25 protein-coding genes and 2 tRNA genes are annotated in these 23,019 nt (G+C 66.0%); 12 read left to right on the forward strand and 15 right to left on the reverse strand.

Going from position 1 to position 23,019, the window contains the following annotated elements:
* Window positions 1-32: 32 nt before the first annotated feature.
* Window positions 33-500, forward strand: a complete 468-nt coding sequence (locus MU553_RS11550; RefSeq protein ID WP_247376694.1) for a PaaI family thioesterase — start codon at window positions 33-35, stop codon at window positions 498-500.
* On the opposite strand, the gene MU553_RS11555 is transcribed toward MU553_RS11550, so the two are convergent.
* The 4 genes from MU553_RS11555 to MU553_RS11570 form a co-directional block, all read right to left on the reverse strand.
* The gene (locus tag MU553_RS11555; RefSeq protein WP_247376693.1) at window positions 497-1,522 is read right to left on the reverse strand and encodes a DUF4352 domain-containing protein; all 1,026 of its coding nucleotides are present in this window, start codon (window positions 1,520-1,522) and stop codon (window positions 497-499) included. The two genes, MU553_RS11550 and MU553_RS11555, sit on opposite strands and share 4 nt — an antisense overlap.
* Window positions 1,523-1,577: 55 nt before the next feature.
* Window positions 1,578-3,263, reverse strand: coding sequence for an aldehyde ferredoxin oxidoreductase C-terminal domain-containing protein (locus tag MU553_RS11560; RefSeq protein ID WP_247376691.1), 1,686 nt, complete (start codon window positions 3,261-3,263; stop codon window positions 1,578-1,580).
* Window positions 3,264-3,562: 299 nt separating this feature from the next.
* A tRNA-Thr gene (locus tag MU553_RS11565) sits at window positions 3,563-3,634 on the reverse strand.
* 58 nt (window positions 3,635-3,692) lie between these two features.
* Window positions 3,693-4,418, reverse strand: coding sequence for a DUF7114 family protein (locus tag MU553_RS11570; RefSeq protein WP_247376689.1), 726 nt, complete (start codon window positions 4,416-4,418; stop codon window positions 3,693-3,695).
* 61 nt (window positions 4,419-4,479) lie between these two features.
* Here MU553_RS11570 and MU553_RS11575 point away from each other — a divergent pair, with 61 nt between their 5' ends.
* A complete protein-coding gene (locus MU553_RS11575) occupies window positions 4,480-5,163 on the forward strand; it encodes an enoyl-CoA hydratase/isomerase family protein (RefSeq protein ID WP_247376688.1) in 684 nt (227 codons plus the stop codon).
* A gap of 93 nt (window positions 5,164-5,256) precedes the next feature.
* Complete coding sequence (locus MU553_RS11580) at window positions 5,257-5,919, forward strand: hypothetical protein (RefSeq protein ID WP_247376686.1); 663 nt, start codon at window positions 5,257-5,259, stop codon at window positions 5,917-5,919.
* A 1-nt stretch (window position 5,920) separates the two neighbouring features.
* Here MU553_RS11580 and MU553_RS11585 read toward each other — a convergent pair whose 3' ends face one another.
* Both MU553_RS11585 and MU553_RS23950 read right to left on the reverse strand, forming a co-directional pair.
* Window positions 5,921-6,775, reverse strand: a complete 855-nt coding sequence (locus MU553_RS11585; protein WP_247376683.1) for an NAD+ synthase — start codon at window positions 6,773-6,775, stop codon at window positions 5,921-5,923.
* A 169-nt stretch (window positions 6,776-6,944) separates the two neighbouring features.
* A complete protein-coding gene (locus tag MU553_RS23950) occupies window positions 6,945-8,267 on the reverse strand; it encodes a DUF4397 domain-containing protein (protein WP_465262011.1) in 1,323 nt (440 codons plus the stop codon).
* Here MU553_RS23950 and MU553_RS11595 point away from each other — a divergent pair.
* Window positions 8,225-8,295: transfer RNA gene (locus MU553_RS11595), tRNA-Gly, on the forward strand. The genes MU553_RS23950 and MU553_RS11595 overlap by 43 nt on opposite strands.
* Window positions 8,296-8,369: 74 nt before the next feature.
* On the opposite strand, the gene MU553_RS11600 is transcribed toward MU553_RS11595, so the two are convergent.
* Window positions 8,370-8,630 carry a hypothetical protein gene (locus MU553_RS11600; protein ID WP_247376679.1) on the reverse strand — a complete coding sequence of 87 codons (261 nt, stop codon included), beginning with the start codon at window positions 8,628-8,630 and terminating at the stop codon, window positions 8,370-8,372.
* A gap of 343 nt (window positions 8,631-8,973) precedes the next feature.
* Here MU553_RS11600 and MU553_RS11605 point away from each other — a divergent pair, with 343 nt between their 5' ends.
* Window positions 8,974-10,170: a sensor histidine kinase gene (locus tag MU553_RS11605; RefSeq protein WP_247376677.1), complete on the forward strand. Its 1,197-nt coding sequence runs from the start codon at window positions 8,974-8,976 to the stop codon at window positions 10,168-10,170.
* 26 nt (window positions 10,171-10,196) lie between these two features.
* Here the strand turns inward: MU553_RS11605 and MU553_RS11610 are convergent, their stop codons facing one another.
* From MU553_RS11610 to MU553_RS11630, 5 genes are all read right to left on the reverse strand, one after another.
* Window positions 10,197-10,643: a DUF8057 family protein gene (locus tag MU553_RS11610; protein WP_247376674.1), complete on the reverse strand. Its 447-nt coding sequence runs from the start codon at window positions 10,641-10,643 to the stop codon at window positions 10,197-10,199.
* Entirely contained in the window at window positions 10,640-11,326 is a 687-nt protein-coding gene (locus MU553_RS11615; protein WP_247376672.1) for an RAD55 family ATPase, read from the reverse strand. The genes MU553_RS11610 and MU553_RS11615 overlap by 4 nt, the downstream gene beginning before the upstream one ends.
* 105 nt (window positions 11,327-11,431) lie before the next feature.
* On the reverse strand, window positions 11,432-12,151 hold the full coding sequence (locus MU553_RS11620) for an Nmad3 family putative nucleotide modification protein (RefSeq protein WP_247376670.1): 720 nt from the start codon (window positions 12,149-12,151) through the stop codon (window positions 11,432-11,434).
* Window positions 12,152-12,187: 36 nt separating this feature from the next.
* Window positions 12,188-12,457, reverse strand: coding sequence for a DUF7577 domain-containing protein (locus tag MU553_RS11625; RefSeq protein ID WP_247376668.1), 270 nt, complete (start codon window positions 12,455-12,457; stop codon window positions 12,188-12,190).
* Between the two features lie 491 nt (window positions 12,458-12,948).
* Window positions 12,949-13,857 carry an acyltransferase gene (locus MU553_RS11630; protein WP_247376667.1) on the reverse strand — a complete coding sequence of 303 codons (909 nt, stop codon included), beginning with the start codon at window positions 13,855-13,857 and terminating at the stop codon, window positions 12,949-12,951.
* Window positions 13,858-14,045: 188 nt separating this feature from the next.
* On the opposite strand from MU553_RS11630, the gene MU553_RS11635 reads away from it, so the two are divergent.
* From MU553_RS11635 to MU553_RS11645, 3 genes are all read left to right on the forward strand, one after another.
* On the forward strand, window positions 14,046-14,414 hold the full coding sequence (locus tag MU553_RS11635) for a cytochrome c maturation protein CcmE domain-containing protein (RefSeq protein ID WP_247376665.1): 369 nt from the start codon (window positions 14,046-14,048) through the stop codon (window positions 14,412-14,414).
* Between the two features lie 61 nt (window positions 14,415-14,475).
* Window positions 14,476-15,180, forward strand: coding sequence for an ABC transporter ATP-binding protein (locus tag MU553_RS11640; RefSeq protein ID WP_247376663.1), 705 nt, complete (start codon window positions 14,476-14,478; stop codon window positions 15,178-15,180).
* The gene (locus MU553_RS11645) at window positions 15,177-15,857 is read left to right on the forward strand and encodes a heme exporter protein CcmB (RefSeq protein WP_247376661.1); all 681 of its coding nucleotides are present in this window, start codon (window positions 15,177-15,179) and stop codon (window positions 15,855-15,857) included. Before MU553_RS11640 ends, MU553_RS11645 begins: the two co-directional genes overlap by 4 nt.
* Here MU553_RS11645 and MU553_RS11650 read toward each other — a convergent pair.
* The 3 genes from MU553_RS11650 to MU553_RS11660 are packed head-to-tail and all read right to left on the reverse strand — an operon-like array spanning window position 15,854 to window position 19,858.
* On the reverse strand, window positions 15,854-17,014 hold the full coding sequence (locus tag MU553_RS11650; protein ID WP_247376659.1) for a hypothetical protein: 1,161 nt from the start codon (window positions 17,012-17,014) through the stop codon (window positions 15,854-15,856). The genes MU553_RS11645 and MU553_RS11650 overlap by 4 nt on opposite strands.
* A gap of 1 nt (window position 17,015) precedes the next feature.
* Entirely contained in the window at window positions 17,016-19,391 is a 2,376-nt protein-coding gene (ccsA, locus tag MU553_RS11655) for a cytochrome c biogenesis protein CcsA (protein WP_247376657.1), read from the reverse strand.
* A complete protein-coding gene (locus tag MU553_RS11660; RefSeq protein WP_247376656.1) occupies window positions 19,388-19,858 on the reverse strand; it encodes a thioredoxin family protein in 471 nt (156 codons plus the stop codon). The genes ccsA and MU553_RS11660 overlap by 4 nt, the downstream gene beginning before the upstream one ends.
* A 241-nt stretch (window positions 19,859-20,099) precedes the next feature.
* On the opposite strand from MU553_RS11660, the gene MU553_RS11665 reads away from it, so the two are divergent.
* The 4 genes from MU553_RS11665 (at window position 20,100) to MU553_RS11680 (ending at window position 23,003) form a co-directional block, all read left to right on the forward strand.
* Window positions 20,100-21,353 (forward strand): c-type cytochrome, encoded by a 1,254-nt coding sequence (locus tag MU553_RS11665; RefSeq protein WP_247376654.1) that lies wholly within the window; start codon window positions 20,100-20,102, stop codon window positions 21,351-21,353.
* Between the two features lie 38 nt (window positions 21,354-21,391).
* A complete protein-coding gene (locus MU553_RS11670) occupies window positions 21,392-22,084 on the forward strand; it encodes a cytochrome c biogenesis CcdA family protein (protein ID WP_247376652.1) in 693 nt (230 codons plus the stop codon).
* A gap of 68 nt (window positions 22,085-22,152) precedes the next feature.
* Window positions 22,153-22,884: a cytochrome c biogenesis protein gene (locus MU553_RS11675; RefSeq protein ID WP_247376650.1), complete on the forward strand. Its 732-nt coding sequence runs from the start codon at window positions 22,153-22,155 to the stop codon at window positions 22,882-22,884.
* Window positions 22,884-23,003: a CcmD family protein gene (locus MU553_RS11680; RefSeq protein ID WP_247376649.1), complete on the forward strand. Its 120-nt coding sequence runs from the start codon at window positions 22,884-22,886 to the stop codon at window positions 23,001-23,003. The genes MU553_RS11675 and MU553_RS11680 overlap by 1 nt, the downstream gene beginning before the upstream one ends.
* Window positions 23,004-23,019: the final 16 nt, after the last annotated feature.

A 23,019-nucleotide genomic window follows, 5' to 3' on the forward strand; every position in this document is an offset into this window, starting at 1 on the left:
ACCCTTATTTCCCGGTGGTCACATGTTGCTGCATGGACGTTACTGAGATGTTCTCGTATATGCCCTTCACGGACCTGCTCGGCATCGAACTGACCGAAGCTGCCGACGGGTACGCGGCGGGACGTGTCACGATGCGCGAAGAGTTGTCGTCGGTCCCCGGTGGCGACGTCGCCCACGGCGGCGTGACCTACTCGCTGGCCGACACGGTCGGGGGCGCCGCGGTCATCTCCCTCTCAGAGGACGTCTCGCCGACGATCGACATGCGGATGGACTACCTCGCGCCGGCCACCGACGACCTCGTCGCCGAAGCCGAAGTGCTGCGCATGGGCGGGAGCGTCGCCGTCGCCAGCATCGACGTCTGGGACGTCGAGGACCACCACGTCGCGACGGCTCGCGGCGTCTACAAGACGGGCGGTGACAGCGAGAACACGCCGTGGCTCGACGGCGACGGCGTGGAGACAGCGGCCGAAAACCGAGACACGGCCGGGAACGGCGACTAGAGCTCCCAGAACCGTCGGAACCCGCCGAGGTCGATCGAGAAGTCGAAGACGAAGTAGAGCGACTGGACGGCTTCCGGAACGACGTAGGGGATTTCGCGGGTGCGCGTGTTCCCCGGCGCGATCTGCTTCCGCCGCTTGAGCGCGTTCGGGAGCGCTTCGCGTGCCGCAGCGTCGATCCGGAAGGCTTGCCCACGGTCGTCTTTGAGGCTCGTGTGGCTGATCTGGCGGACGAGTTTCGGGGCGTCGGCCCCGTTTTCGATGCTCAGTTTCGGGATCACGTACACCCGTCCGTCGCCGGCGGCGCCCGCGCCGTCGATCGACTGGACGATGCGGAAGTCCTCGAGCGTCACGGACAGGCCCTCCTGGGTGACCGTCTCGCCCACGTCGTAGGTCACCACGTCGAGCGTCTGCTCGAACCGCGTGGCGAGTTCGACCGACTCCCCGAGGTCGACCGTCACTCGATCGAACGAAACCGAGGGCGTCTCGAACGTGAACACGGCGCTGGCACTGCTCGGGTCGGCCGGCGCCTGGAACGGAACCGAACTCCAGACGACTTCGCCGGGCGCGAGCTGTTCGTAACTGACCTCGGCGCCGACGTCAGTGCCGAACCGCCAGTGGCGATACGTCTCCCCCTGCTCGTCCTCGAGGTGCATCCGCATGTTGCTGAAGGAGATGTACTCGCCGACGGTTCGGTTCTTGATGCCGAGGTCGAGCATGAGCAACTCTTGATCCAGCCCCTGGGCCGATTGCCGCTCGAACCCCCTGACGACGAGGGCGAGTTTCTCGTCGGCGACGATCTCGCCCACCGTCGCCGTCGGTTCGGCCTCGTCGACCGTCGTGTACTCGACGGGCGTCTCGGTCTCGGTGGGTGCCGGTGCGTCTCCCCCTCGATCCTCCTGGCTGAACGGCCGGTTCGTCGGCGTGGACGAACCGCCACCGGAACAGCCGGCGAGCGCGAGGGTGCCGAGCGCGGCACCCGACTGGAGCAGTCGGCGACGTGAGAACGGCGTCTCTGCGGTCATGTGGCCGGCCGTAGGAGAACACTCCGTATAAGCTTCCTGTAACAGAGCGAGGGGCTCAGTCGCCGGCGGCAGACGAACCAGCGATCTTCTCGTCGGGAACGGTGCCGTCGGCGTTCCAGCCGCGCTGTTCGTAGTAGTTCGACAGCTCCGCCGCCAACCCCTCGATCTCGTAGGGGAGCGACTCGTCGTCGGCGCGGTCTCTCCCGCGCTGGTTGTTGAAGTGCCGTTCGAGCTCGACGATGCGGCTGCCCACGTCCATGAGCCGGTCGTACTCGGCCTGGAACAGCGCTTCCGTACGCTCCTCGGTCATGTTCGAGAAGGAGAACTTACAGAGGACGCCGCTGTCTTTGACCGCGTTGAGGTTCTCGTGTTCGATGAGCGTCGCCGATTTGCCGTCGACGCCCTCCTTCGGGAGCGCCTCGTTGGGCGCGACCAGGGGATACTCGAGGTTGTACATCTCGGCGTACATGTGGTCCGCACCGCGGTTCGAGGTCGCAAACGACAGCGCCTGGCCGTTCAGCGTGCGCCCGTCGTGCGCCGAGAACTCCATGCCTTTCATCGTCCAGTTCTCCACGCCCAGGTCGTCGTGGATGCGGTCGATTCCCTCAGCGAGCAGGTCGCCCTCGTCCTCGCGGTAGGCGATCTTTTCGACGAGTTCGAGCAGCAGGTCGTCGTTGCCAAACTCGTCGTTTGCGGCGAGATAGGCGGCGATGGTGTCCCCACACGAGATGGTGTCTAGCCCGAGCTGGTCGCACTTGTCGTTCGCCGTCATGATCGAGACGAAGTCGTCGACCAGCGCGTTCGACCCGAACGCCATCACCGTCTCGTACTCGGGGCCTTCCGTCGTGAACCCGGTCTCCTCGTCTTTCGTCGGGAGTTTGCAGGCGAACGCACACGACGAGCAGGTGCCGTTCTCGTACTTGTGGTCGATGACCGCCGACGAGCCGATCGACTCCATCCGGTCGAAGGACTGCTCCGCGAAGTACTTCGTCGGGATCGCCTCGACGGCGTTGGCGTACGACGAGACCGACACCGTGCCGGCGTCTTTCATCGGGCTATCGGAGGTCGCCGCTTCCTGGTGGACCGCGCGCGTGATCTCCTCGTCGAGGTCGTACTCCGGTCGGGAGTCCCCGTCGAATGTGACGAACTTCACGCCTTTCGCGCCGAGGACGGCGCCGAGGCCCCCGCGGCCGAACGCGCGCGACTCGGAGGTGATGATCGCCGCGTAGCGCACCTCGTTCTCGCCGGCCGGCCCGACGATGGCGGTGTGCTCCATCCCGAGGTCGTGTTCTGCGTCGACGTACTCGACGACCTCGTCGATCGTCGCTCCGTCGAGGTTCGATACGTCTTCGAACGTAACGCAATCGTCCCAGACGTGGACCCCGACGAGGTCGTCGCTCGCCCCCGTGATCTCGACGGCGCCGTAGCCCGTCTCGACGAACGGCCGGGACATGTACCCGCCCGCGTTCGAAGAGAGCAAGCCGTCGGTCAGCGGCGACAGTCCCGTACAGTTCATCCGCCCGGTGAAACTCATCGTCGCCGTCTGGAGCGGTCCCGTCGCGAAGACGAGCCGGTTGTCCGGCCCGAGCGGGTCAGCGTCGAACGGAATCCGGTCGTGCGCGAGTTTCGTCCCGACCCCTCGACCCCCGATGAACGACTGGAGGACGTCGTCGATGTCTTCTTCCGTCGTCGTTCGATCCCCGACGTCGATACTGAGCAGCGGCCCTTTCCCGTGAATCATTACCAATCATGTCAATGTATGCCGAACTAATAAATCGACGGCAAGTATTTTCAGGATAGTTATTACAGCGTTAGCGATCGCGGGCGTCGGTTGAGAGCAGGTAGCTCCCGCGCCGCACGTGTACTCTGACGGACGGAGATGAAACTCCGCGTCGTTGGTTCGTGAAAAGAGCCTAGGCCGGAATTTGAACCGGAGGAAGACTCGCTATGCTCGTCTTCCAGGAATTCAAATTCCGCTCGGCACACACGCTCACCCTGGGGGACGGAGATACAACTCCGTTCCATATCGTTCGCGAGAAGAGCCTAGGCCGGAATTTGAATCCGGGGTCTCGTCCTTACCAAGGACGCGCTTTACCGCTAAGCTACCCAGGCATACCGTCGTTGTGTCCGCAATACACGGTAACAGGAGATTGTCTTTAGGCGTTTCGATTTAGTGGTCGGCCGAGGTCCGCGCTTCACCGGTCGGCGAGGCGTCGGTTCCGACGAGGCCGTCGAGCCGGTCGCGGACGGCCTCGGTGAGCACGGCATCGGCCGGTGGCAGCCCGGTCCCGGCGTCCGCGAGGTCGGTGACGAACTCCCGGAGGTGGACCGGTGCGCTGCCGCCGGCGGCGGTCGTGCCGGCGACGACGGCCAGTTCGAGCACGTCGGTTTCGAGGTTGTGGTCCAGCGTCGGGTCGGCGGTCTCGCGGCGGACGGTCTGGTCGCGGCCGAACGATCGGACGACCGAGACGGCGGCGTCGGCGGCTTCCGTCCGGGCCAGCAGGTAGAACCCCCGAGCCACGAGGATGTCGGCGACGAGAACGTCCACGTCGGCGGCGGCGGCGCGTCGCGACTTGCCGTCCGAATCGGGTCGGTCGGCGGTGACCGGGACGGCCTGCCAGGCGCCGGTCGACTCGCCGGTGTCCCAGGGGCTCTCGTGGGCCAGTGCACGGGTCAGGCGCAGGCCTTCGTAGATGAGCTGTACGCCGGCAGCGCGGTCGTCGATGCCCTCGGAGCCGATCGCATCGTCGACGGCCGCTGCGCTGAGAAGCGTGAGCGCCCCGGGGGCCATCGAGCCGGCCTCGACGCGCTGCTCGATGCGCTCGAAGAGCCGGGCGGGGTCGACGTCATCGACTGCTTCCAGCGCCGCTCGCCGGACCGCAGCGGCTTCCTCCATTACCGCGACCTAGCGGCGGGAAAGGCAAAGACCTTTGGAAACGACCGACCAGGAGTGTCCAATGCTTGCCACGACTGACGAGGAGTCCCTTCGGGTGATTACGCTCGACCGCCCCGACCGGCGGAACGCGCTGACCCCCGACGGACTGGACGCACTGCAAACGGCCGTAACCGAGACCGACGCCCCCGTGATCTACCTCCGGGGTGCCGGCGACGCCTTCTGTGCCGGTGCCGATCTGGACGTGGTCGCGGACCTCGACGGGGAGGCGGCACCAGCCTTCGCCGAGCACGGGCAGGCGGTCGCGCGGGCCATCGAAACCAGCGACAGCGTCGTCGTCGCTGGCGTCGACGGCCCGGCGCGAGGCGGCGGCGTCGAACTGGCACTGGCCTGTGACCTGCGCGTGGCGACCGAACGCGCGACGTTCGCGGAGACCGGCGTGACGCTCGGACTGTTCGGCGCCTGGGGCGGCACGGTTCGATTGCCCCGCGTCGTCGGCGAGGGCGAGGCGATGGACATCGCGCTGTCCGGACGCGTCGTCGACGCCCAGGAGGCGCTGCGCATGGGACTCGTCTCGCGCGTCGTCGACGACCCGAAAGCCGTCGCCGAGTCGCTGACCGACAACGACCACGCCGCACTCTCACTGCTGAAAGACCGGATGCGGGATACCGCGGCGCAGGAGACTCAGGAGGCCCGCGAGGCCGAAACGTTCGCGACGCTCATCGAGCGGGCGGATTTCGACCGCTGATGACCGATGAATCCCGCAGCGAGGGAATATCACGTGAACCGAAAGGATTGAATCGTAGACTCGCCAAGCAATTGAGACGACAAGGGAGAGCACATGCCGGATTGTAACTACTGTGCGGAGTCGTTCGCCGACGAGGACGCCTACCTGGAGCACCTGCACGCGGCGCACGACGAGGGGGAACTCAGCAGAATCGACAGGCGACGCGTCGAACAGCACGTGGGTGACGACGGCGGCGAGTTCCCGACCGGGCCGGTCGTCCTCGGCGGGTTGCTCCTGTTCACCGTCGGCGTCATCGTCTACGTGACGTTTTTCGTCTGGGGCGGCAGCAGTGCCGCGACCACACCGATGGGTGACGTCGCACAGACTCCGACGAACGTGGGCGACGTCCACGAACACGGCCACATCAACGTCACCATCGACGGACAGACGCTCGATTTCAGCCAGCCCAAGTTCCAGAAGCCACAGCAGTACCCGGGATTCCACTTCGAGGCCGGCGACGGGTCGGCATGGCACGTCCACGCGAAGGGCGTCACCCTCGAGTACGCGATGGCGACGCTGGGCATCGACGTCACCAGGAGCACGGTGACCTACGACGGAACGACCTACCGCGACAGCGATCCCGGGACGAACGTCACGGTCCAGGTGAACAACGAGTCCGTCAATCCGGCGACGTACGAACTCGAAGGCGTCGGCCCGGACAGCGGCGAGGGCGGCGACTTCGTCCGCATCCTCGTCGAAATGAACGAATCGGCGTAGCTCAGTACAGCGGCTCGGGGCCTGGGGGGACCTGCCGTTTGTGCGCGCTGCGTTCGTACAGTTCGCGGACGTGCTCGATCAGGTCTTCGTCGACGTCGAGCGTCCGGACGGTCGCGGACGTCGAGAGCGGTCCGTCGACGTGGAGTGCGAGGATCGAATCGAGCGTGTCGTAGTCGACGCCGAGTTCCTCCGCGTCGGTCTGCCCCGACCACATCTCGGCGCTGGCGGTCTTCTCGGCGAGGTCGTCCTCGACGCCGAGGTGTTTCGCTAGCTGGCGGACCTGCTGTTTGTACAGGTTGGCGATGGGGTGACAGTCCACCGCGCCGTCGCCGTACTTCGTGAAGTAGCCCACGAGCGCCTCGCTGCGGTTCCCCGTCCCCAGGACCAGGGCCTGCCGACGGTTCGCCGCGAAGTAGTTGAGGACTGCCCGCGTCCGCACGCGAAGGTTCCCGACGGCGGTCTTGAGGGGATCACTGCTCGTGTCCGCGTCCGCGTTGACGCTCGGGACGGCCGTCAGCATTGCGTCGACGATGGGTTCGATCTCGATGACGTCGTAGGAGATGCCCAGCGTCTCGGCGACGCGTTCGGCGTCGCTCATGTTCCGGTCGCGGTTGACTTCGCTCGGGAGTACGAGTCCGTGAACGCTGTCGGCTCCGAGCGCCTCGACGGCCAGGTACGCAGTGGTCGTGCTGTCGATGCCCCCCGAGAGCCCGAGAACGGCTTCCTCGACGCCCGCGGCGTCGAGTTGGTTCCGGATGAACGCGACGATGTGTTCGCGATGGCGTTCCAGTTCAGCCGCCGACAACGAGAGATCGAGTGGCTCGCCAGCGCGCTCGACCGAACTCGATTCAGACATGCCGACGGCTACGTCCGGGAGGGACTATACGCTTTCCATCCGGGGAATTACGCCAACATTATCGCACAATCGTCGCAAGAATCGGAAGAGCGTCCACTTACTGGAAAAAATGGCGGCCGTTCGGAGATGCGCTATCGGCGGTTGCCCTCGCGACTGCAGGACGCTGCTTTCACATCGGCGGGCCTTGGCCCTGGCCCTGTCCGGGCTGATCGGCGGTCTCGTCTTCCAGGACGAGGACCCGGAACGTCTCGTTGCCGGCGGCCTCGTCGGGGTTGAGGTAGCCGGTCGCGATGCCGGTGTAGGCCTGTCCGCCCTCGACGGAGACGTCGACGGTCGTCACGACCTCGCCGTCGTTGTTCGCCGTCGCCGGACGGACTTCGAGGGTGTAATCGCCCGGCGGGACGGTCTCGTAGTCGGTCGCGTTGCCGAAGCTCACGTTGTCGAACAGCACGTCACCGCTCTCCGCGACGGTCACGTCGACTGTCGGCGCGTCGGGAGAGAGGTGTGCGAGGCGGACCATCGCTTCGTCCTCACCCGGTTGCGCGTCGTCGGCGAGCAGAACCGGCGTGAAGGCGCGTTCCGCGCCGGGGGTGACTTCACCCGCGGCAGCGATGGTGTACTGTCCTGGTTTGACCGGGATGTCCTGCTGGAACACCACGTTGGTGGCGTTGCCAGCTTCCGTGATCGTGACGTTGTGCATCCCGGGCTGGAGCTCGACGTAGTCCGTCGCGTTCCCGAACGCGAGGTCTTCGACGGCCGGTTCACCGTCGACGTAGATGTCGACCGGCGGCGCGTCGGGGGACGCGTGAACGAGCCGGACCTGTGCCTGTCCCTGTGACTGGTTCTGCGCCTGCGATTGGTTCGGGGTCTGTTCCTGTGTGGCCGCCACTGCGCCACCAGCGATCGCGATGCTGCCGATCGCGACCGTTGCCAGCGTGAGCGCCACCAGTTGTACTGCAGTCAATCCTCTGTTTTCGCTGCCAGACATGCACCGCACACATTGGCCGACAGCACCTTCGTTATGAGTGAGGTATTCCAGACCGCCAGACGGCGCCCAGTGAACGGTCACTGGAAAGACTGGATTTCCGAAAAATCGTAGCAACGTGCCCCGCATCCGACAGGGGCCAGGAGAAACGAGTGCGACAGCGACCGGTCCGTATGTCCACCGAGTTCGTCCCCGTCCCGGAGTATCGGTCGCTATCTCGACGCTAGTGGGTAGGTTACCGAAAGCGAGCGCGCGTTTCGGCGGGCTTTCCAGACAGCGCTCGCCGGCGATCGCGTGGCCGGAAGCGCTACGTTCAAGTGCCGCGGTCGGATACGGATGGAATGAGCGCCGGTGTCCTGCGGAGCGCGGCGACGCAGGGCTCGGGGCGCGAACGAAGTGAGCGCGCCGGTGTTGAGACGGACGAAGTCCGTCGATGCTCGGCGCGAGTGAGCAAAGCGAACGAAGCGCCGGTGGTCTAGTGGTAGGACATGAGCTTCCCAAGCTCATAGCCCGGGTTCAATTCCCGGCCGGCGCATCCTGCAAGGAACGGCCCGCGAGTGACGAGTACCGCTGTCGCTCACCGAGTCGCCGCCACGGACTGTGTTCCGGTCACCCCTGCCGGCGAACGAACAGACCGGTCGCGATGGTGACGCCGGCAACGACGCCGGCGGCTGCGGCCGGTCCCGTCACAGCGGGGAGTCCCTGCTGAGACGCGGACGTCGATGCCGGCGGTGCGTCTGCGGCGCTGGCTGCGGTCGCCGGTGGGACCATCGTTCTGGTCGTCTCGTCGGTGGTGTTCGCAGCCGTCACGGCGGTCGCGTTCCCGACGAGCAAGCCGGTGACGAGCAGCGCGAGAACGAGCGCTGTCACTGCCAGTGATCGAACTGATTCGGTCGAAACGACCGGCGATTCCCCTACTCCGGACTGCGTGCTGGAACGGTTCATTGTACCCCCCGGAAGCGCCCCGTGTTGTGCGTCGACGGTCGTCGACTGCACCCCCCACAGGTCCGAGACTTCCGTCTGACCGGTACGTCTCGAATGCGTCCTTGTAAGCGTTTGCCGCTGTTTTCATAATCTAATATGTGAAATAAACAAAACCACATGTTATCAAACTGGACCCATCTACAGAGACGACGATCGGTTTCGTCGCAGAACCTACCGGACTGAAACGGGGCCGAGCACAGTTGTGTTTGCTGAGGATCATGATGATTCGATGATTATATTACACGGTAGCGGAAGTTACGCACAGGCGATGGACTGGGAGGAGTTCGTCGAGGAGGGGGTGGACGAGACGCTGTTCGAGTGGATCGTCCCGATGGTGAGCCTGATGTTGCTCGGGCTCATTACGGGGTTCGCACGGTTACACGTCGCAGAGCCGTTCTTTTTCGTGGTGGACCTGCTGTTGCCGGCGCTGTTCGTGATGCTCATCGTGTGGCAGGGGCTGCAGCTCCACCAGTCGGACCTCGCGACGGGACAGCGACGGACGGTCGCGGTCTGGTACGCGCTGGGGATTTACACGATGCTCGGACTCGGCGGCTGGACGGTGCTGCTGGAGATACTCGGTCAGTCACGGGTGCCGATGAGCGTCGAGATTCTGACGCAAGTCGTCGCGGGCGGCTTCTTCGGGCTGTTGGTCGGGACGGCACAGGTGCGGTCCCAGCAGAACGCCCAGAAGGCGACGGAGGCGAAGCTCGAACAGGAGTTCCTCGAACGCCAGCAGGAGACAAACGAGGTGTTGAACCGAATCCTGCGCCACCACCTGCTGAACGGACTAACGGTCATCCGCGGGCAGACACAGGTCCTCGAAACCCACGTCGACGAGGACGGCGAGGAGTACGTCGAGACGGTGATCGACCAGGCCAGCGAGATGGCAGACACCATCGAAGAGATCCGGACGATTACCCGGACGCTCACCGAGGATCCGGAACTGCTCCCGGTCGACCTGGCGTCGGTCCTCGACGCGGAACTGGAGCGAGCGCGGCGGAACTACCCGGAGGCGACGTTCGAGGTGAACGGGACGGACCCGGAGGGCATCGCCGTGGAAGCCAACGACCTGCTCGGGCGGGCGCTGGCGAACGTCCTCAACAACGGCGTCGAACACAACACGGCCGCCGAGCCACACGTCGAAGTGTCGCTCACCGAGCGTGACGACGAGGTGGTGGTGGCCGTCGCGGACAACGGTCCCGGCGTGGCCGACGACCGCAAAACCGAGGTGTTCGAGGCGAGCGAACGCGGAATGAACAGCGACGGCGAGGGACTCGGTCTGTTCCTGACCGCGTCGATCGTCCGGCAGTACGGCGGCGAGTCCTGGATGGAAGACGGAGCGCCGCGAAGCGCTGCAGGCAGTCAGCCGCAGGCCGACGAACACCGGACGGGGAGCGTCGTGAAGCTGTCGCTCCCGAAAGTCTGAATTGACGGCCAGTAGCAGGCGAGCGGTTATTCGAGGAAGTCGGGAAAATCAGTCTGTTCCGGGTCCGGATCGGGGCGGTCGATCGCTTCGGTCCGGTCGGCGACGGCGGAGGGGAAATCCGTCGCGCGGTCGGCGGCGTCTTTGAGGAGCTGTACGGTGTCGACGTCCCACTCCTCGTCGAGACCGATCAACTCGGCGTCGAACTCGTCGGTGAGGAGTCGTCGCCAGAGTGTCATCCCGCGTGCGTCGGTCTCCTGCATTCGTTTCGCCGTCTTGCCTTTTCCTTCCCTGTAGGCGAGTTCGACGATGCTGGCGTCGTAGTTCGTTCCCATCTCCGCCTGGACCGCCTCGAACTCCTCCTCGTTGGGTTCGCCCATCGAAGCGGCGACGCCGAGCGCGAACGCGCGGACCATGGCCTCGTCGCGGTCGAGCGAGTCCCAATCGGGGTCGAACTGTTCCTCGTAGAGGCTCATCGTTTGACCTTCTCGTCAGGGTACACGCGGAGACCGTTATCCGAGAAGTCGATCTTGTAGATGTCACAGTCGATGGCCGTCCCGCGCATCTTGATCGTCTGTACGCCTCGCGTCATGCCGCCCGACTCCATGTAGTTGTGGAAGAAGATGACGCCGTGCGCCAGGTAGTGCTCGTCGGCGTAGGAGGTCGGGTCGGTCATCTCCGAGATGAGGAGGATGGTCGTATCCGTCTGTTTCAGCGCCGAGAGAAAGCCGGTGATCTCGTCGGACATGTCCGAGAAGAAGTGCTGGAGGAGCATCGTCGAGTCGATGACCGCCCGATCGATCCCGTTGGACTCGATGAACGCCGCCAGCCGATTGGTCAGGCCCCCTTCGGTCCCGAACTGCGTGATGGTCCGCTTGCCGGCCTCGGTGACGAGATTGAGAAACTGCACCCGATCCGACCGCATCACCTTCTCGAAGCCGAAGTCGAAGTTTCCCATGTCGTGGATGAGTTCCTCTTTCGACTCGTGCATCGTCACGTACAGGCAGTTCTGGCCGTTCCGCGCCCCGTCCGTGATGAACTGCGAAGAGAACGTGGTTTTCCCGCTCCCCGGCGGGCCACTCACCACGTACAGCCGTTGCGCCGGGAGACCGCCCTCGACGAGTTCGTCGAAGCCCGGGACGCCGGTCGAAACTCTCATGCGCTCAACATACCCGCGTCCGACCATAGTTGTTTGCTTCTTGTTCTCACGTTTGAGAACGCAACCGACAGACGGCGGCGGGGTCGCTTCGATCCGGGGGTTCCGTCAGTCAGCGAAACACGCGTCGAAAGAGTGAGTCGCTCGGATTGAGTGGAGGTGCTCGGTCGCCTCGGCGTCGAATTTCATGGGCCGCCGCCACCACGGTCCCTTCCCGGAGTCGCTCGACAGCTCGGTGACCAACTGGTTCGCGTCGCTCCCGGCCGTCCGCGTGCTCAGCGGAATCGCCGTGTCGTAGAGCCCGGACCCGTCGGGGTCGCCCGTCACGAGGACGCGCGCGTCGAACTCGCTGCGCTTGACGTGAGCGTTGTTCGCGTAGGGAGCCCGCTCGGCCGCCGCCAGCTCGCGATACTCCTCGCCGGTGATGGCGTCGCGAGCCAGGCGGAACTGCCCGATGAGGAAGGCGCCCCACTCCGGCGGTGCCCAGTCAGGGCGGTCCGCACCGGTCGCGAGCGTCGCGTAGAACAACAGGTAGTCGCCCGCCGAGAGCTTCGAGAGCGGACTGGCTTTGATCCCGTGTTCGTCGCCGTAGGTGTAGCGTTCACAGCGTGGATACTCGGCGAACTCCGGATCGAGGTGCACCGGCGCGTCCCGGTATCCGTCCGGCAGCGACGTTTCGAGGTCGAGATCGGCGTAGGTCGGGACCGCGTCGCTGGTCGGTTTCGACTCGGGAATGGGGACGTACTCGAAGGAGCCGTCGGAAAAGAGCGGCCCGCGGACGCCGGGCTCGTTGGTGTTGGCGGCGACGTTGATCGCGACGCTCTGCATACCCGCACTCCGACGAGTGCAGGGAAAAGCGACTCGCTACCGCAGCGGCGAAACGCACTGTTTGCAGTATCGATACGTGGCCGCCTGCTCGTTGAACGCACCGCAGTGTTGGCAGTACAGACCGTCCTCCGTGGCCCTCCCGCCGGTCTGATCCCGCTTCAGTCGGTCCCCTGCCGCGTACCGCTCGCCGGTTCCAGGCGAGGGCTGCTCGACCGATGGCTCGCTGTCCCGGAAATACCGGTACACCAGCAACTGAAGGAGACTGAACCCCACGATGTACGCCACGATCCAGGTCCAGACCTCCATGGCGTGGTATACGTTGTCACAGTACTTGGGTCTGTCCCCCCACTTTTTACAGCACGGGGGTGTCCTCGGCCTCCGGCCTGCGGGCACCCCCGTCTGCAAAACCTGGACTAACACTGCCGGACGACTCGCTCACTTCGTTCGCTCGCGTCCGGTGTCATCATGAGTGACCAACGGAAACGAACGAGGGCTCGGAAAACGCGGAGTGTCTTCAGGCGAACCGGCGCGCCAGATGCTAGCGTGCTCACTGTGTGTGCCCACTGAGCAGTGAAGACTGCCAGCATCCGCGAACGAAGTGAGCGGTTTACCGGACGCGAGCGACCGCAAGGAGCGAGCCGTCCGGCTTTTTTAGCGTAGATTTTTTGCACGAGTGGTGCCCGCAGCGCGTCAGCGTGAGGACACCCGAGTGCAAAAAAGGTACTCTGTACTGAGCAAGCAGAGAACCGGAGTTCGAGGTTCGGGAGAAGAGAAGGCGACAGATCGGACCTGCGTCCTCAGGCGTCCGGCGGCTGGAGGTCGCGCTTGAATTCGTCGAAGGTGTCGAGATTCTCGGGCACTTCGTACTCGACGCGCCGCGCCTCGCGGTTGTCCTCGTTGGCGTCTTCGATCGGTTCGGCGACGCTCTCCCAGCCCTCTTTGACGGCGACGGATTTCGCGGGCTGACCGGCGGCGATGTGGTGGGCGGGGACGTCGCTCCCGGCGATGGATTTGGCCGCGAGAATGGAGTTCTCGCCGAGTTTGACGCCGGCGCGGACCATCGAGTCGTAGGTGACCCGGACGTCGTCCTCGATGATGGTGTGGTAGTTGTCGATGTGGGTCTGGTCGTTGACGTCGTGGTCGTGGCTGTAGACGTGCGCGTTGTCGGAGATCGAGACGCGGTCGCCGACGGTGAGTTTCCCGCGGTCGTCGAGGTGCACGTCGTCGTGGACGACGACGTTGTCCCCGAGTTCGATGTTGTGGCCGTAGGTGAAGGTGATGCCCTTGAACAGGCGGAGGTCGTCGCCGGCCTCGGCGAAGAGGTGTTTGGCGAGCATCTGGCGGAAGCGCAGCGCGAAGGCGATGTTGTCGGCCATCGGCGTGGCGTCGAACTGCCGCCAGAGCCACTGGAGGTACTTCGATTGCCGGAACTCGTCCTCCATCGCTTCGACCTCGGCGTAGTACTCGCTTTCGAGCGTCGCGTTGCAGGGGTCGTACCCCTGGAGGCGAACGCGCTCGGCAGGCGAGACGTCGCCGCCGTCCTGCCAGCGCTCGTACGCCTCTCGATCGCCGTGCAGATCGACGAGCACGTCCTCCACGACGTCGCAGGTGCTCTCATCGCTGGAGAGTCGCTCGTCGACCTCCGTGAGGAACGCCCGGAGCCCCTCCTCAGCCAGGGGCGGCAGCGAGACGTGGCGCTTCGTCATGTCCCTTCGATAGACCGGCCCAGTGATAGTGGTTTTCGTTGGCTGCGCCGCCATTACCGCGAGGTAACCGAACGGTTCCGGACCGATAGCGGGCGTCGTCCCACACAAGGACAGTTCTGCCAATCGTGTACACGGCTCCGGACGAGCACGGAAGATTGAAACACGTTCGCCAACAGGGACGACATAACGTGCAGCGAAAGTTCAAACTCGTCGTCGCAGGCGTGGGCATCGCACTCTTGTTCGGACTGCTCACGACGACGTCAACCGCGACGACGCAGTTCGTTTCGCCGACGGAACTCGACGAGGGCTCCCACGCCAGCGACCGCGTCAACCTCGAAGGCCGCGTGGCGAATCTCAGCACCGCCGGTGACCGCATCACGTTCAGGGTGACCGACGGGAACGCGTCCGTCCCGGTCGTCTACGAGAAGACGATGCCCGAGACGATGGCGAACGGCCGCATCGTCGTCGCGAAGGGCGTCTACGAGGACGGCCGACTCGACGCCCGCCAGCTCTCGGTCAGGGCACACGAGGGGTCCGAGCGCCCCGACGACACGTGACCGTCCCGGGGTTTCGAGCCGCTGACGAGGGCCGTTCGAGTGGCAACCGTGGTGGTCCGGCGTGACGCGGCTCGCCGTCGACGGGCTCTCCAAGCGGTTCGGCCAGTTCGACGCGCTCCGCGCGGTCGACCTCGAAGTGAGTGACGGCGAGTTCCTCGGCCTGTTCGGACCGAACGGGGCCGGCAAGTCGACGCTCATTCGCCTGCTGTCGACGCTCGCGACGCCGACGGAGGGGACGGTACTGCTCGACGGCGAGCCCCTCGGCGAGGCGTCAGACGCCGTCCGCGGGCGGCTCGGCGTCGTCACCCACGACACGATGCTGTACGACGACCTGACCGCTCGCGAGAACCTCCGGCTGCACGCCCGCCTGCACGGCGTCGACGCCGACCGCTGCGAAACGCTCCTGGATCGCGTGGGGCTCGCCCACCGGGCCAGCGAGCGGCCGAACGCGTTCTCCCACGGCATGCGCAAACGGCTGTCGTTCGCCCGCGCGCTGCTTCACGATCCGGACGTGCTCTTGCTCGACGAACCGTACGCCGGCCTCGATCAGCGCGCGGCCGCGACGCTGTCGGACGTGCTCACGGACGTCAGCGACCGGCTGGTCGTCATGGCGACCCACGACTTCGACCGGGGGTTCGAACATTGCGACCGGGCCGTCGTCCTCGACCGCGGCCAGGTGCAACTCGACGCGCGGGCCGACGAGTACGCCGACCACGGCGCTTTCGAGCGGGCTTACCGCGAGGCCGTCGGACTGGAGGGAACATGAGCGCCCAGACGTACCTGCGAGCGATGTGGACCATCGTCCGCAAAGACCTGCTCGTGGAACTCCGCTCGAAGCGCGTGTTCGCCACGTCGCTCGTGTTCTCCCTGCTCGTCGTCGTCGCCTTCGCCTTCGGGTTCGCCAAGTCCGTCTCCGATCTCACCGTGCTGGGCCGGGGCGCGCTCTGGATCGCGTTCGTCTTCGCGGGCACCATCTCGGTCACGCAGGCGATCACGGCCGAGAACCGCGACAGCGCCATCGACGGGCTGTTGCTCGCACCGGTCGACCGCACAGCCATCTACTTCGGCAAGGTCGCGAGCAACACGATCTTCGTCGCGAGCGTCTCGCTGGTGACGCTCGTGGCGATCACCGTCTTTCTCAACTACCGGCCGCCGGCGACGATGCTGGCGGCGCTCGCGGGAACCATCCTGATCGCGTCGCTGGGCTTTTCGGCCGTCGGCGTCGTGCTCTCCTTGCTCGCCGCGCAGTCGAACCTCCGGACGTCGCTCGTCCCCATCTTGCTGGTGCCGCTGGTCATCCCCGTCCTGCTGGCCGGCGTCGAACTCACCCGCCTGCTGAGCGTCGGCGGCGACCCGTCCGCGTGGCTGCGGCTCCTGGTGGCCTACACCGGCATCATCCTCCTCGCAGGAATGGTCGTCTTCGAGGCCGTCGTCGCTGACTAGACGGTTCGGTACGCCGCGATGCCGACGACGACGACGGCGAGCAGGCCGGCCACGAGCGGGCCGGCCGGGAACTGCGGCATCGAGCCGCTCGACTGGTCTGTGCCGCCTGCGCCCGGCAAAGTCACCGAGATACCGTCACCAGGAGCCAGCGCGTCCGCGCTGGTCAACATCGGGACAGGCATCCCGCTGGCGTTGCGGAGGCGCAGGTTCGACGAGTGATTGACGGCGGCGGGATCGAGTCCCTGCAGGACGACCGCGAGCGAGTCCGTCTCGTGTCGCACCGACTTCGAGACGGTGCCGTCGGCGAGCGTGTACTGGACGGAAGTGCGGATCGTCGATCCCGACGACAGCGACGCGTTCACCGCCAGCCCGTCCGCCGTGCGCCGGTACTGGAGTCGCTGCCCCTCGATCGACACCGATTGGACGGTCGCCGAGTCCGGAAGGCCGACGTGTATCGGGCCGCGGAACGGCTGGTTTCCAGCGTTCTGCAGGCGGATGGTCTCGACGACGCGCGTGGTCGAGCCGTTCTGGATCGGCTGGACGATGTGGCTGGCCGGGTTCCCGCCAGTCGCCGTCAGAACCGCTTCGTCCGCGGTCGGCGGGCGAACCGTGAGCCGTGCGTCAGTGGCGTTCTCGCCGGTCCGGAGCACGTAGCGATACGGAGCACCGTCCAGCCGAGCGTTGAGGCGGTACGTCCGGTTGGGTTGCAACTGATCGAGCGCGAGCGCACCGTCCGGTCCGGTCTGCAGCTGTGCCACGGACGGCCCGTTCGGCGAGGTGACGGTCACGGTCGCGTTCGCAACGGGCGTGCCGTCTGGGCGAGCCAGCCGAGCCGACAGCCCGGCCGACAGCTCGAAGTCGGCGGTCGGCTCCTGGACGACCGCGTAGTGGCGCAGGCCGTTGTGGTCTAGCTCCACGGCGTACAGCGGCGCGTCGGTCACGTCGGCCGCCCGATACGAGCCGTTCTCGACGGCGGTCGTGACCGGTTGACCGGCCCGCTCGAAGTTCCCGTTCAGCGGCGTGACCGTGACCTGGTCGCCCTCGGCGGTCCCGTTGTCGACGGAGACGGTGCCGGTCACCGGGGCCGCGGCGGCGACGCCGGTGACGGTAGCGAGACAGGCGAGCGCGAGCAGTATCGTGAGCAGCGAGCGTGACATGTTAGTCTGAAGTCGTGGGGTCGGAGTCAGTTTCCGCAGCCGGGGCGAGCGGGCGCGTCCAGACGCCGTGTGCCGGGTCGAACAGGAAGATCAGCAGCATGCCGACCAAAAGCGACACGATGCTGAGTCGCAGCGGCGTCATGAGCGGGATGCGCTTGACCGTGAGCGAGGCGGTGTCGCCCTGGACGGCCGCGATGACGTACGTGTCGTACGCCAGTCCGCGGTCGATCAGGACGTCACGGGTCTGCATGCCGCCCTGGCGGGGATACCGCCGCTGGGCCGCTTGCCCGACCGCGACCTGCCGGTTGCCCTCGATCACCGCGAGGTTGACTGCCTGGACGCGAACGCGCTCCAGGCCCAGCGAGTCCGGCGGGGACGCCGTCGTCCCGACGTTCGTCGGATCGGTCACGACCACGGCGTCGGTCTGGGGAACGTAGTTCCACATGACGGCGCCGCGCGCGACGATGGCGTCACCGCGAGCGTACGCCGGGCCGGCGGTCCCGTTGGGCGACGTGACGCCGACCCAGATGCCCGAGTCGTCGAGCTGATACACCGTCGCCCGCGGCCCCTGGCGCATGTCCGTGACGGTGCCGTGGACAGCCTGTGTCGTCCCGTTGGTCGCAGCCCCGCGCTGCTGGAGTTCGGTCGTCGAGAGCGCGACTCCCTCGACGTTCGGGTCTTCCGGCAGCGAGTACGTCTCGAAGCCGAGCGCCTGTACCGCGTACGGCGAGTTCGGCACGTCGACCTGGCCGCCGTTCGCGCCACCACCGCCGACGATGACCGACGCCTGGCCAGTGAACAGGTACGTGAACGCCAGCGAGAAGACGAGGACCGCGACGCCGACGTGGACGAGCATCACGCCGGTCTGTTTGAGTTGGGTCCGGCGCGGTGCACCGGGAATGCGGTCGAGCGCCCGTTTCACCACCGCCATGAGCACGTACGCGACCGGCGGGAACGCCGAGAGCGCGCTCAGCTGGCCGACGAGCGCGTAGAAGCCGCTCGCCTCGGTCCCGGCCCCGAGCTGCCAGGCCGGCGAGGGCGCGTACAGCGCAGCGACGACGGTCGCGGCCGCGAAGACGCCGAGCCCGGCGAGGGCGCGGCGCTTGCCCTCCACGTCGAAGTCCATGTAGAACCCCAGCAGGAGCATCGTGAGCAGGGTGACCGGGTAGCTCCAGCGGTTGTAGTAGCGGGCGGTGACCTCCACCTCGATCCCGGTCGCGAGGTCACGCAGCACGGGGAAGGTGAGTCCCCACAGCGAAATGAATGCGAGCAGCCCCAGCGCGAGGACCGCGCCGTGGAGCAGCGTCGAGCGCGTCAGCCACTCTCCGTCGTCGGTCGCGTCGTCTTCCTCGCGCAGCAGCCAGAAGCCCAGCGGGAGGCCGACGCCGAGGACGGCCGTCGCGCCCACGAGAAGCAGCATGCCCAGGCCAGCGCCGTTGTCGGCGAAGGAGTGGACGCTCCGGAAGACGCCGCTGCGGACGACCGTCGTGGTGTAGACGACGAGCGCGAACGTCGACGCGACCATCGCGGGCGCGAGCACGGAGTACCGGTCCCCGGGCCGGTAGTTCACGACGGCGTGCAGCGTCGCCGTCAGGAACAGCCACGGGATGAAAATCGCCGTCTCGACGGGGTCCCAGGCCCAGATGCCGCCCCACCCGAGCACAGTGTACGACCAGAGCGCGCCCAGCGCCAGCGCGGCGGTCAGGAACAGCCAGGCCGCGCGGAGCCACCTGGTGACAGAGCCGTTCCACGTCCTGAACAGCCCCTCACCGCTCCGAACGAGGCCGACGAAGTGGGCCACGCCGATGGCGAACGGCATCGTCAACAGCGCGTAGGCGATGAACATCAGCGGCGGGTGGATGGCCATGTACGGGTCGATCAGCAGCGGGTTGAGGCCGTTGCCGGTCGTCGGGACGCCCCCGGAGACGACCGTCGAGACGTGCGTGAACGGGCTGTCCAACAGGAGCATGGTCCCGAAGTAGGCCACCGCGCCGGTGGTGAGGGCGGCGACGAGCCGCGATGGCGCGTCCGCGAGCCCGCGACGCCAGGTCGCCCAGGCGACCACGAGCGAGGCGATCGTGGCCCACAGGAGCAGGGAGCCGGCGTTGCTCGCGTAGACGCCGGTGACCCGGTACAGCAGCGGCAGGTAGTCCGCGGTGTTCTGCCAAACGTACGCGTTCGTGTAGTCCGTCGTGACGAACTGATACGTAAGCAGCGACAGCGCAGCGACGAACAGCCCCGATCCGCCCGCCACCAGCCGGATTACGTATGCATCGAAGCGGTCGTCGCGTCGAACGTATCCGACCGCGAGCAGGACAGTCGCGACGAGCGACAGGAGGGTCCCGCCCGCGAGAACGGCGGTCCCGAGGGTCGTCATTCGCCCATCCTCCGTTCGGCCTCGTCGAGGTTCGAGAGGAACTGCTGGCGTTCGACGTAGCCGTTGATCTTCACGAGCTGGTCGCCCTGCGGGTCAGTCGCGACGAGCTGGGGCGGGTAGTCGGCGTTGTACTGGTTCGCGAGGCGCGACGTCTGCGGGTCGTCGGCGTCTAAGTTGACCGCGACCAGGACGAAGTCGTCGAGACGGTCCTGGACGGCGGGCTTCGAGTAGACGTTCCGATTGTAGTCCTCACAGTAGGTACACCACGTCGTCCAGAAGTAGACGAGCATGGGCTTGTCTTCCTTCTCGGCGATCGATTGGGCCTTCTCGTAGTCGGTGTGCCAGGCCGTGTCGCCGTGATAGGAGTACGATTCGTCACGCAACACCGGCGCCGTGTTCATCGACGTGTAGCCGATGGCGAGTGCAGCGACGAAAAACACGACCGTCAGGACCTTCCGCGCGTTCATCGAACTGCTCGGGCCTCGGTGTCCGGCGAGTAAATAACCCTCGACTGCTAGTCGGAGATCCGTCCCAATACTCCGAAATATTCGCACACTGACACAGTCGAACCGCTCGAACGACCCTCACAGAGCGGTGCCATGGAAATAATTATGAGGGAGGTCTGTAAACACCCATTCGATATTGTAACGTTTCTACTATGCTGGCACGAATTCAACACAAGTCGGGCAGTTTCGAGGTGAGTACAGTATGAGTTGGCTCACACGCCGGCACATGCTGGCAGCAGTGTTCGCGGTCGCGCTCGTCGCGCTCGCGGGCTGTGGCAGTGCGCCAACGAAAGACGCGTTCAACAACACGGCAGCGCCGGGCAGCGGTGCTGGCGTCGGCGGTGGCGGCGGACCGACCGACCTCCCCGCCCAGTGGAACGACTCGAAGGTCTACGACCAGGACCTGCGCACCGGTGAGCAGAAGGACAACTTCCGCTACCGGAACGCGACCGCTGGCGAGCAGGTCAACTTCGTCCCCAAGCAGATGAACGCGTCGACGCTGCCGAGCAACCCCATGGAGCGCGAACTCGTCAAGCGTGGCCGGGAGATCATGGCCAACACGTCCGAGGAGATGCCGAACCACGTCGGCAACAACCTCTCGTGTGCGAACTGTCACGGCGGCGGTGACCTGCCGACGACCCAGGGCATGGTCGGGCAGGACATCGACATGATTCCGTTGGTCGGGACCGCCGCGAGCTACCCCGAGTGGACCAACCGGACCAGCCGGATGCGCGACATGCGCCAGCGCATCATGGGCTGTTTCATGCGGAGCATGAACTCGCCGGACTCCCCGGAGGGCATGCCCGAGTACACGAGCCGCGAAGTGCAGGCCATGGAGGCCTACATGGAGTGGCTCGCCCAGGGCCAGCCCACCGGGAGCAAACCGTACTGGCAGCACCTGAACAAGCCGACGGGCGACGAGAAGGTGCCGATTCCGGAGGTCAACCCGGTGCGCGGTGCCGAGCTGTACCTCGAGAACTGCGCGTCCTGCCACGGCGCTGACGGGCAGGGCATCGAGGGACAGTACCCGCCGCTGTGGGGCAACGGCTCCTACAACGACGGCGCTGGCATGGGCCGGATCTACACCTCCGCGGCGTTCATCCGCGAAGCGATGCCGTACGGCTACGCCCACCAGGTGTCCGACTGGCGCGACGTCCAGGACATGGCGGGCTACATGAACGCTCACGACCGGCCGCACCTGCCGCGCCAGCCCAAAGACTGGTCCGAGGCCGGTGCGCCGGACGAGGCAGTCTACTACGAGCGCGTCCAGGAACGGTTCGGCTACGACAAGAACCCGATGACGCACAAGCTCGAACTGGCTGGCATCCCGACCGACGACACGCCGCTCAACGAGAGCATGATCCCGTCCGACGTCGACCGGTACGACCAGCCGCTCCGCAACGAGACCGCCGACAACCAGAACAGCATCGCTGACGCGATGGACGGCGGGAACTGACGACAGCCACTTCTTTCAGCCACCATTTCGTTTCGAGCATGGTCGACCTCCCGAGCGCAACGGCGGTGTTTCTGGCAGGGATACTGACGATTCTGACGCCCTGCTGTCTGCCAATGTTGCCGCCGCTGCTGGCCGGCGGCGTCGGCCACCGCCTGCGCCCGGTCGGCATCGTCGCCGGCAGCGTCGTCTCCTTTACCGCCGCTGGCGTCGCCACCGGCGCACTCGGCTCGCTCGACCCCGACGCCTTCCGACTCCCCTTCACCGTGCTCATGATCGGGTTCGGCGCAGTGATGGTCGACGACGACCTCAACGCGATTTACGAGCGGTACGCCTCGCGCGTCGCCGGGCGTGCCACCTCGCTCTCGACGACGCTGGAGCGCGGGTCCCATCCGCTCGCCAGCGCCGTCGCACTGGGCCTGCTGCTGGGCGTGATCTGGCTTCCCTGCGTCGGCCCGGTCCTGGGCGCGGTGCTCGCGTACGTCGGGACGACCGGCGACCTCGTCCGGAGCGGCGCGCTGCTGTTCGTCTACGGCACCGGGTTCGGGCTCCCGCTGCTCGTCGTCGCCTACGGCGGCAAGCGGAGCGGGCAGTGGCTGCGCGACCGCGTGCTGACCGAGGATCGGCCAGCGGTACTCAGGCGCGTGGCCGGCGGCCTGCTCGTGCTCACCGGCGTGTCGATGTTGTTCGAGATCGACAAGCTCGCGATGACGGTCGCCAACGGAGTGGTCTGAGTGACTGCGCGACCCGAGGTGAAAAGCGTTAAACGGCCCGTCCCATTACCACGACAGAGAATCTCACAATGAGTACAATATCGTCGGCGCTGGCCCGCGTCATCCGCCTGGCCCACTGGGTCATGTGGAGCCGGACAGTGCGGTGGGGCACGCTCGCGTCCGGCGTGCTCTCGCTGGTGCTGGTGTTCGGGCACGCGTCCGACACGATGTACGGCGTCAAACACGGCGCGAACCTCATCGCCTACTGGCACATCCCGCTGGCCTGGGTGGCGGCGCTCGCGATGTCGGTGACGTTCGTCGGCAGCGCGCTGTACCTGCGCTACGACGGCCAGTTCTGGAACCGACTCGCCCACAGCGCCGGCGAGATCGGCTACCTGTTCGCGACGCTGACGCTCATCACCGGCAGCATCTGGGGCCGCGTCATCTGGAACTCCTGGTGGGAGTGGACGGACGTCCGACTCGTCACGTTCCTGGTCGTCTGGTTCATCTACGCCGGCTACCTCGTCGTCTACGGCGCGACCGAACACGGCGGTGACGACACCTACGCCGCCGTCTACGGTGTCCTCGGGTTCGTGACGGTGCCGATCTCCTACCTCTCGACCCGACTGTGGACGCCGACCTTCCACGAGACGACGCTGGCGAACCCGAACGTGAGCGCCAACATCGATCCCACGACGCTCATGGTGTCGCTCGCCGCCGCGACCTTCCTCTACACGTACCTCATGGCACTGCGCATCGAACTCCACGAAGTCGAAGACCGCATTCGCATGACACAGCCACGCAACGGAGGTGACCGCTGATGGAACCGCTACTACTCGTCGGCTACACGACCATTTTCGGCCTGCTGTTCGGCTACATGCTGCGCCTGCAGCGCCGACTCGACCGCCTCGACCAGCAGGTCCGCGATCGGCAACAGTAGGGCAGTCCGGGACGGT

It is taken from the genome of Halorientalis brevis, from assembly GCF_023077655.1.

What these genes read in the sequence shown, in the direction of transcription:
- MU553_RS11550 (WP_247376694.1), top strand. Translation starts at nt 33, where the DNA reads ATGGACGTTACTGAGATGTTCTCGTATATGCCCTTCACGGACCTGCTC.
- MU553_RS11555 (WP_247376693.1), bottom strand. Translation starts at nt 1,522, where the DNA reads ATGACCGCAGAGACGCCGTTCTCACGTCGCCGACTGCTCCAGTCGGGT.
- MU553_RS11560 (WP_247376691.1), bottom strand. Translation starts at nt 3,263, where the DNA reads ATGATTCACGGGAAAGGGCCGCTGCTCAGTATCGACGTCGGGGATCGA.
- MU553_RS11570 (WP_247376689.1), bottom strand. Translation starts at nt 4,418, where the DNA reads ATGGAGGAAGCCGCTGCGGTCCGGCGAGCGGCGCTGGAAGCAGTCGAT.
- MU553_RS11575 (WP_247376688.1), top strand. Translation starts at nt 4,480, where the DNA reads ATGCTTGCCACGACTGACGAGGAGTCCCTTCGGGTGATTACGCTCGAC.
- MU553_RS11580 (WP_247376686.1), top strand. Translation starts at nt 5,257, where the DNA reads ATGCCGGATTGTAACTACTGTGCGGAGTCGTTCGCCGACGAGGACGCC.
- MU553_RS11585 (WP_247376683.1), bottom strand. Translation starts at nt 6,775, where the DNA reads ATGTCTGAATCGAGTTCGGTCGAGCGCGCTGGCGAGCCACTCGATCTC.
- MU553_RS23950 (WP_465262011.1), bottom strand. Translation starts at nt 8,267, where the DNA reads ATGAGCTTGGGAAGCTCATGTCCTACCACTAGACCACCGGCGCTTCGT.
- MU553_RS11605 (WP_247376677.1), top strand. Translation starts at nt 8,974, where the DNA reads ATGATTATATTACACGGTAGCGGAAGTTACGCACAGGCGATGGACTGG.
- MU553_RS11610 (WP_247376674.1), bottom strand. Translation starts at nt 10,643, where the DNA reads ATGAGCCTCTACGAGGAACAGTTCGACCCCGATTGGGACTCGCTCGAC.
- MU553_RS11615 (WP_247376672.1), bottom strand. Translation starts at nt 11,326, where the DNA reads ATGAGAGTTTCGACCGGCGTCCCGGGCTTCGACGAACTCGTCGAGGGC.
- MU553_RS11620 (WP_247376670.1), bottom strand. Translation starts at nt 12,151, where the DNA reads ATGCAGAGCGTCGCGATCAACGTCGCCGCCAACACCAACGAGCCCGGC.
- MU553_RS11625 (WP_247376668.1), bottom strand. Translation starts at nt 12,457, where the DNA reads ATGGAGGTCTGGACCTGGATCGTGGCGTACATCGTGGGGTTCAGTCTC.
- MU553_RS11630 (WP_247376667.1), bottom strand. Translation starts at nt 13,857, where the DNA reads ATGACGAAGCGCCACGTCTCGCTGCCGCCCCTGGCTGAGGAGGGGCTC.
- MU553_RS11645 (WP_247376661.1), top strand. Translation starts at nt 15,177, where the DNA reads ATGAGCGCCCAGACGTACCTGCGAGCGATGTGGACCATCGTCCGCAAA.
- MU553_RS11650 (WP_247376659.1), bottom strand. Translation starts at nt 17,014, where the DNA reads ATGTCACGCTCGCTGCTCACGATACTGCTCGCGCTCGCCTGTCTCGCT.
- ccsA (WP_247376657.1), bottom strand. Translation starts at nt 19,391, where the DNA reads ATGACGACCCTCGGGACCGCCGTTCTCGCGGGCGGGACCCTCCTGTCG.
- MU553_RS11660 (WP_247376656.1), bottom strand. Translation starts at nt 19,858, where the DNA reads ATGAACGCGCGGAAGGTCCTGACGGTCGTGTTTTTCGTCGCTGCACTC.
- MU553_RS11665 (WP_247376654.1), top strand. Translation starts at nt 20,100, where the DNA reads ATGAGTTGGCTCACACGCCGGCACATGCTGGCAGCAGTGTTCGCGGTC.
- MU553_RS11670 (WP_247376652.1), top strand. Translation starts at nt 21,392, where the DNA reads ATGGTCGACCTCCCGAGCGCAACGGCGGTGTTTCTGGCAGGGATACTG.
- MU553_RS11675 (WP_247376650.1), top strand. Translation starts at nt 22,153, where the DNA reads ATGAGTACAATATCGTCGGCGCTGGCCCGCGTCATCCGCCTGGCCCAC.
- MU553_RS11680 (WP_247376649.1), top strand. Translation starts at nt 22,884, where the DNA reads ATGGAACCGCTACTACTCGTCGGCTACACGACCATTTTCGGCCTGCTG.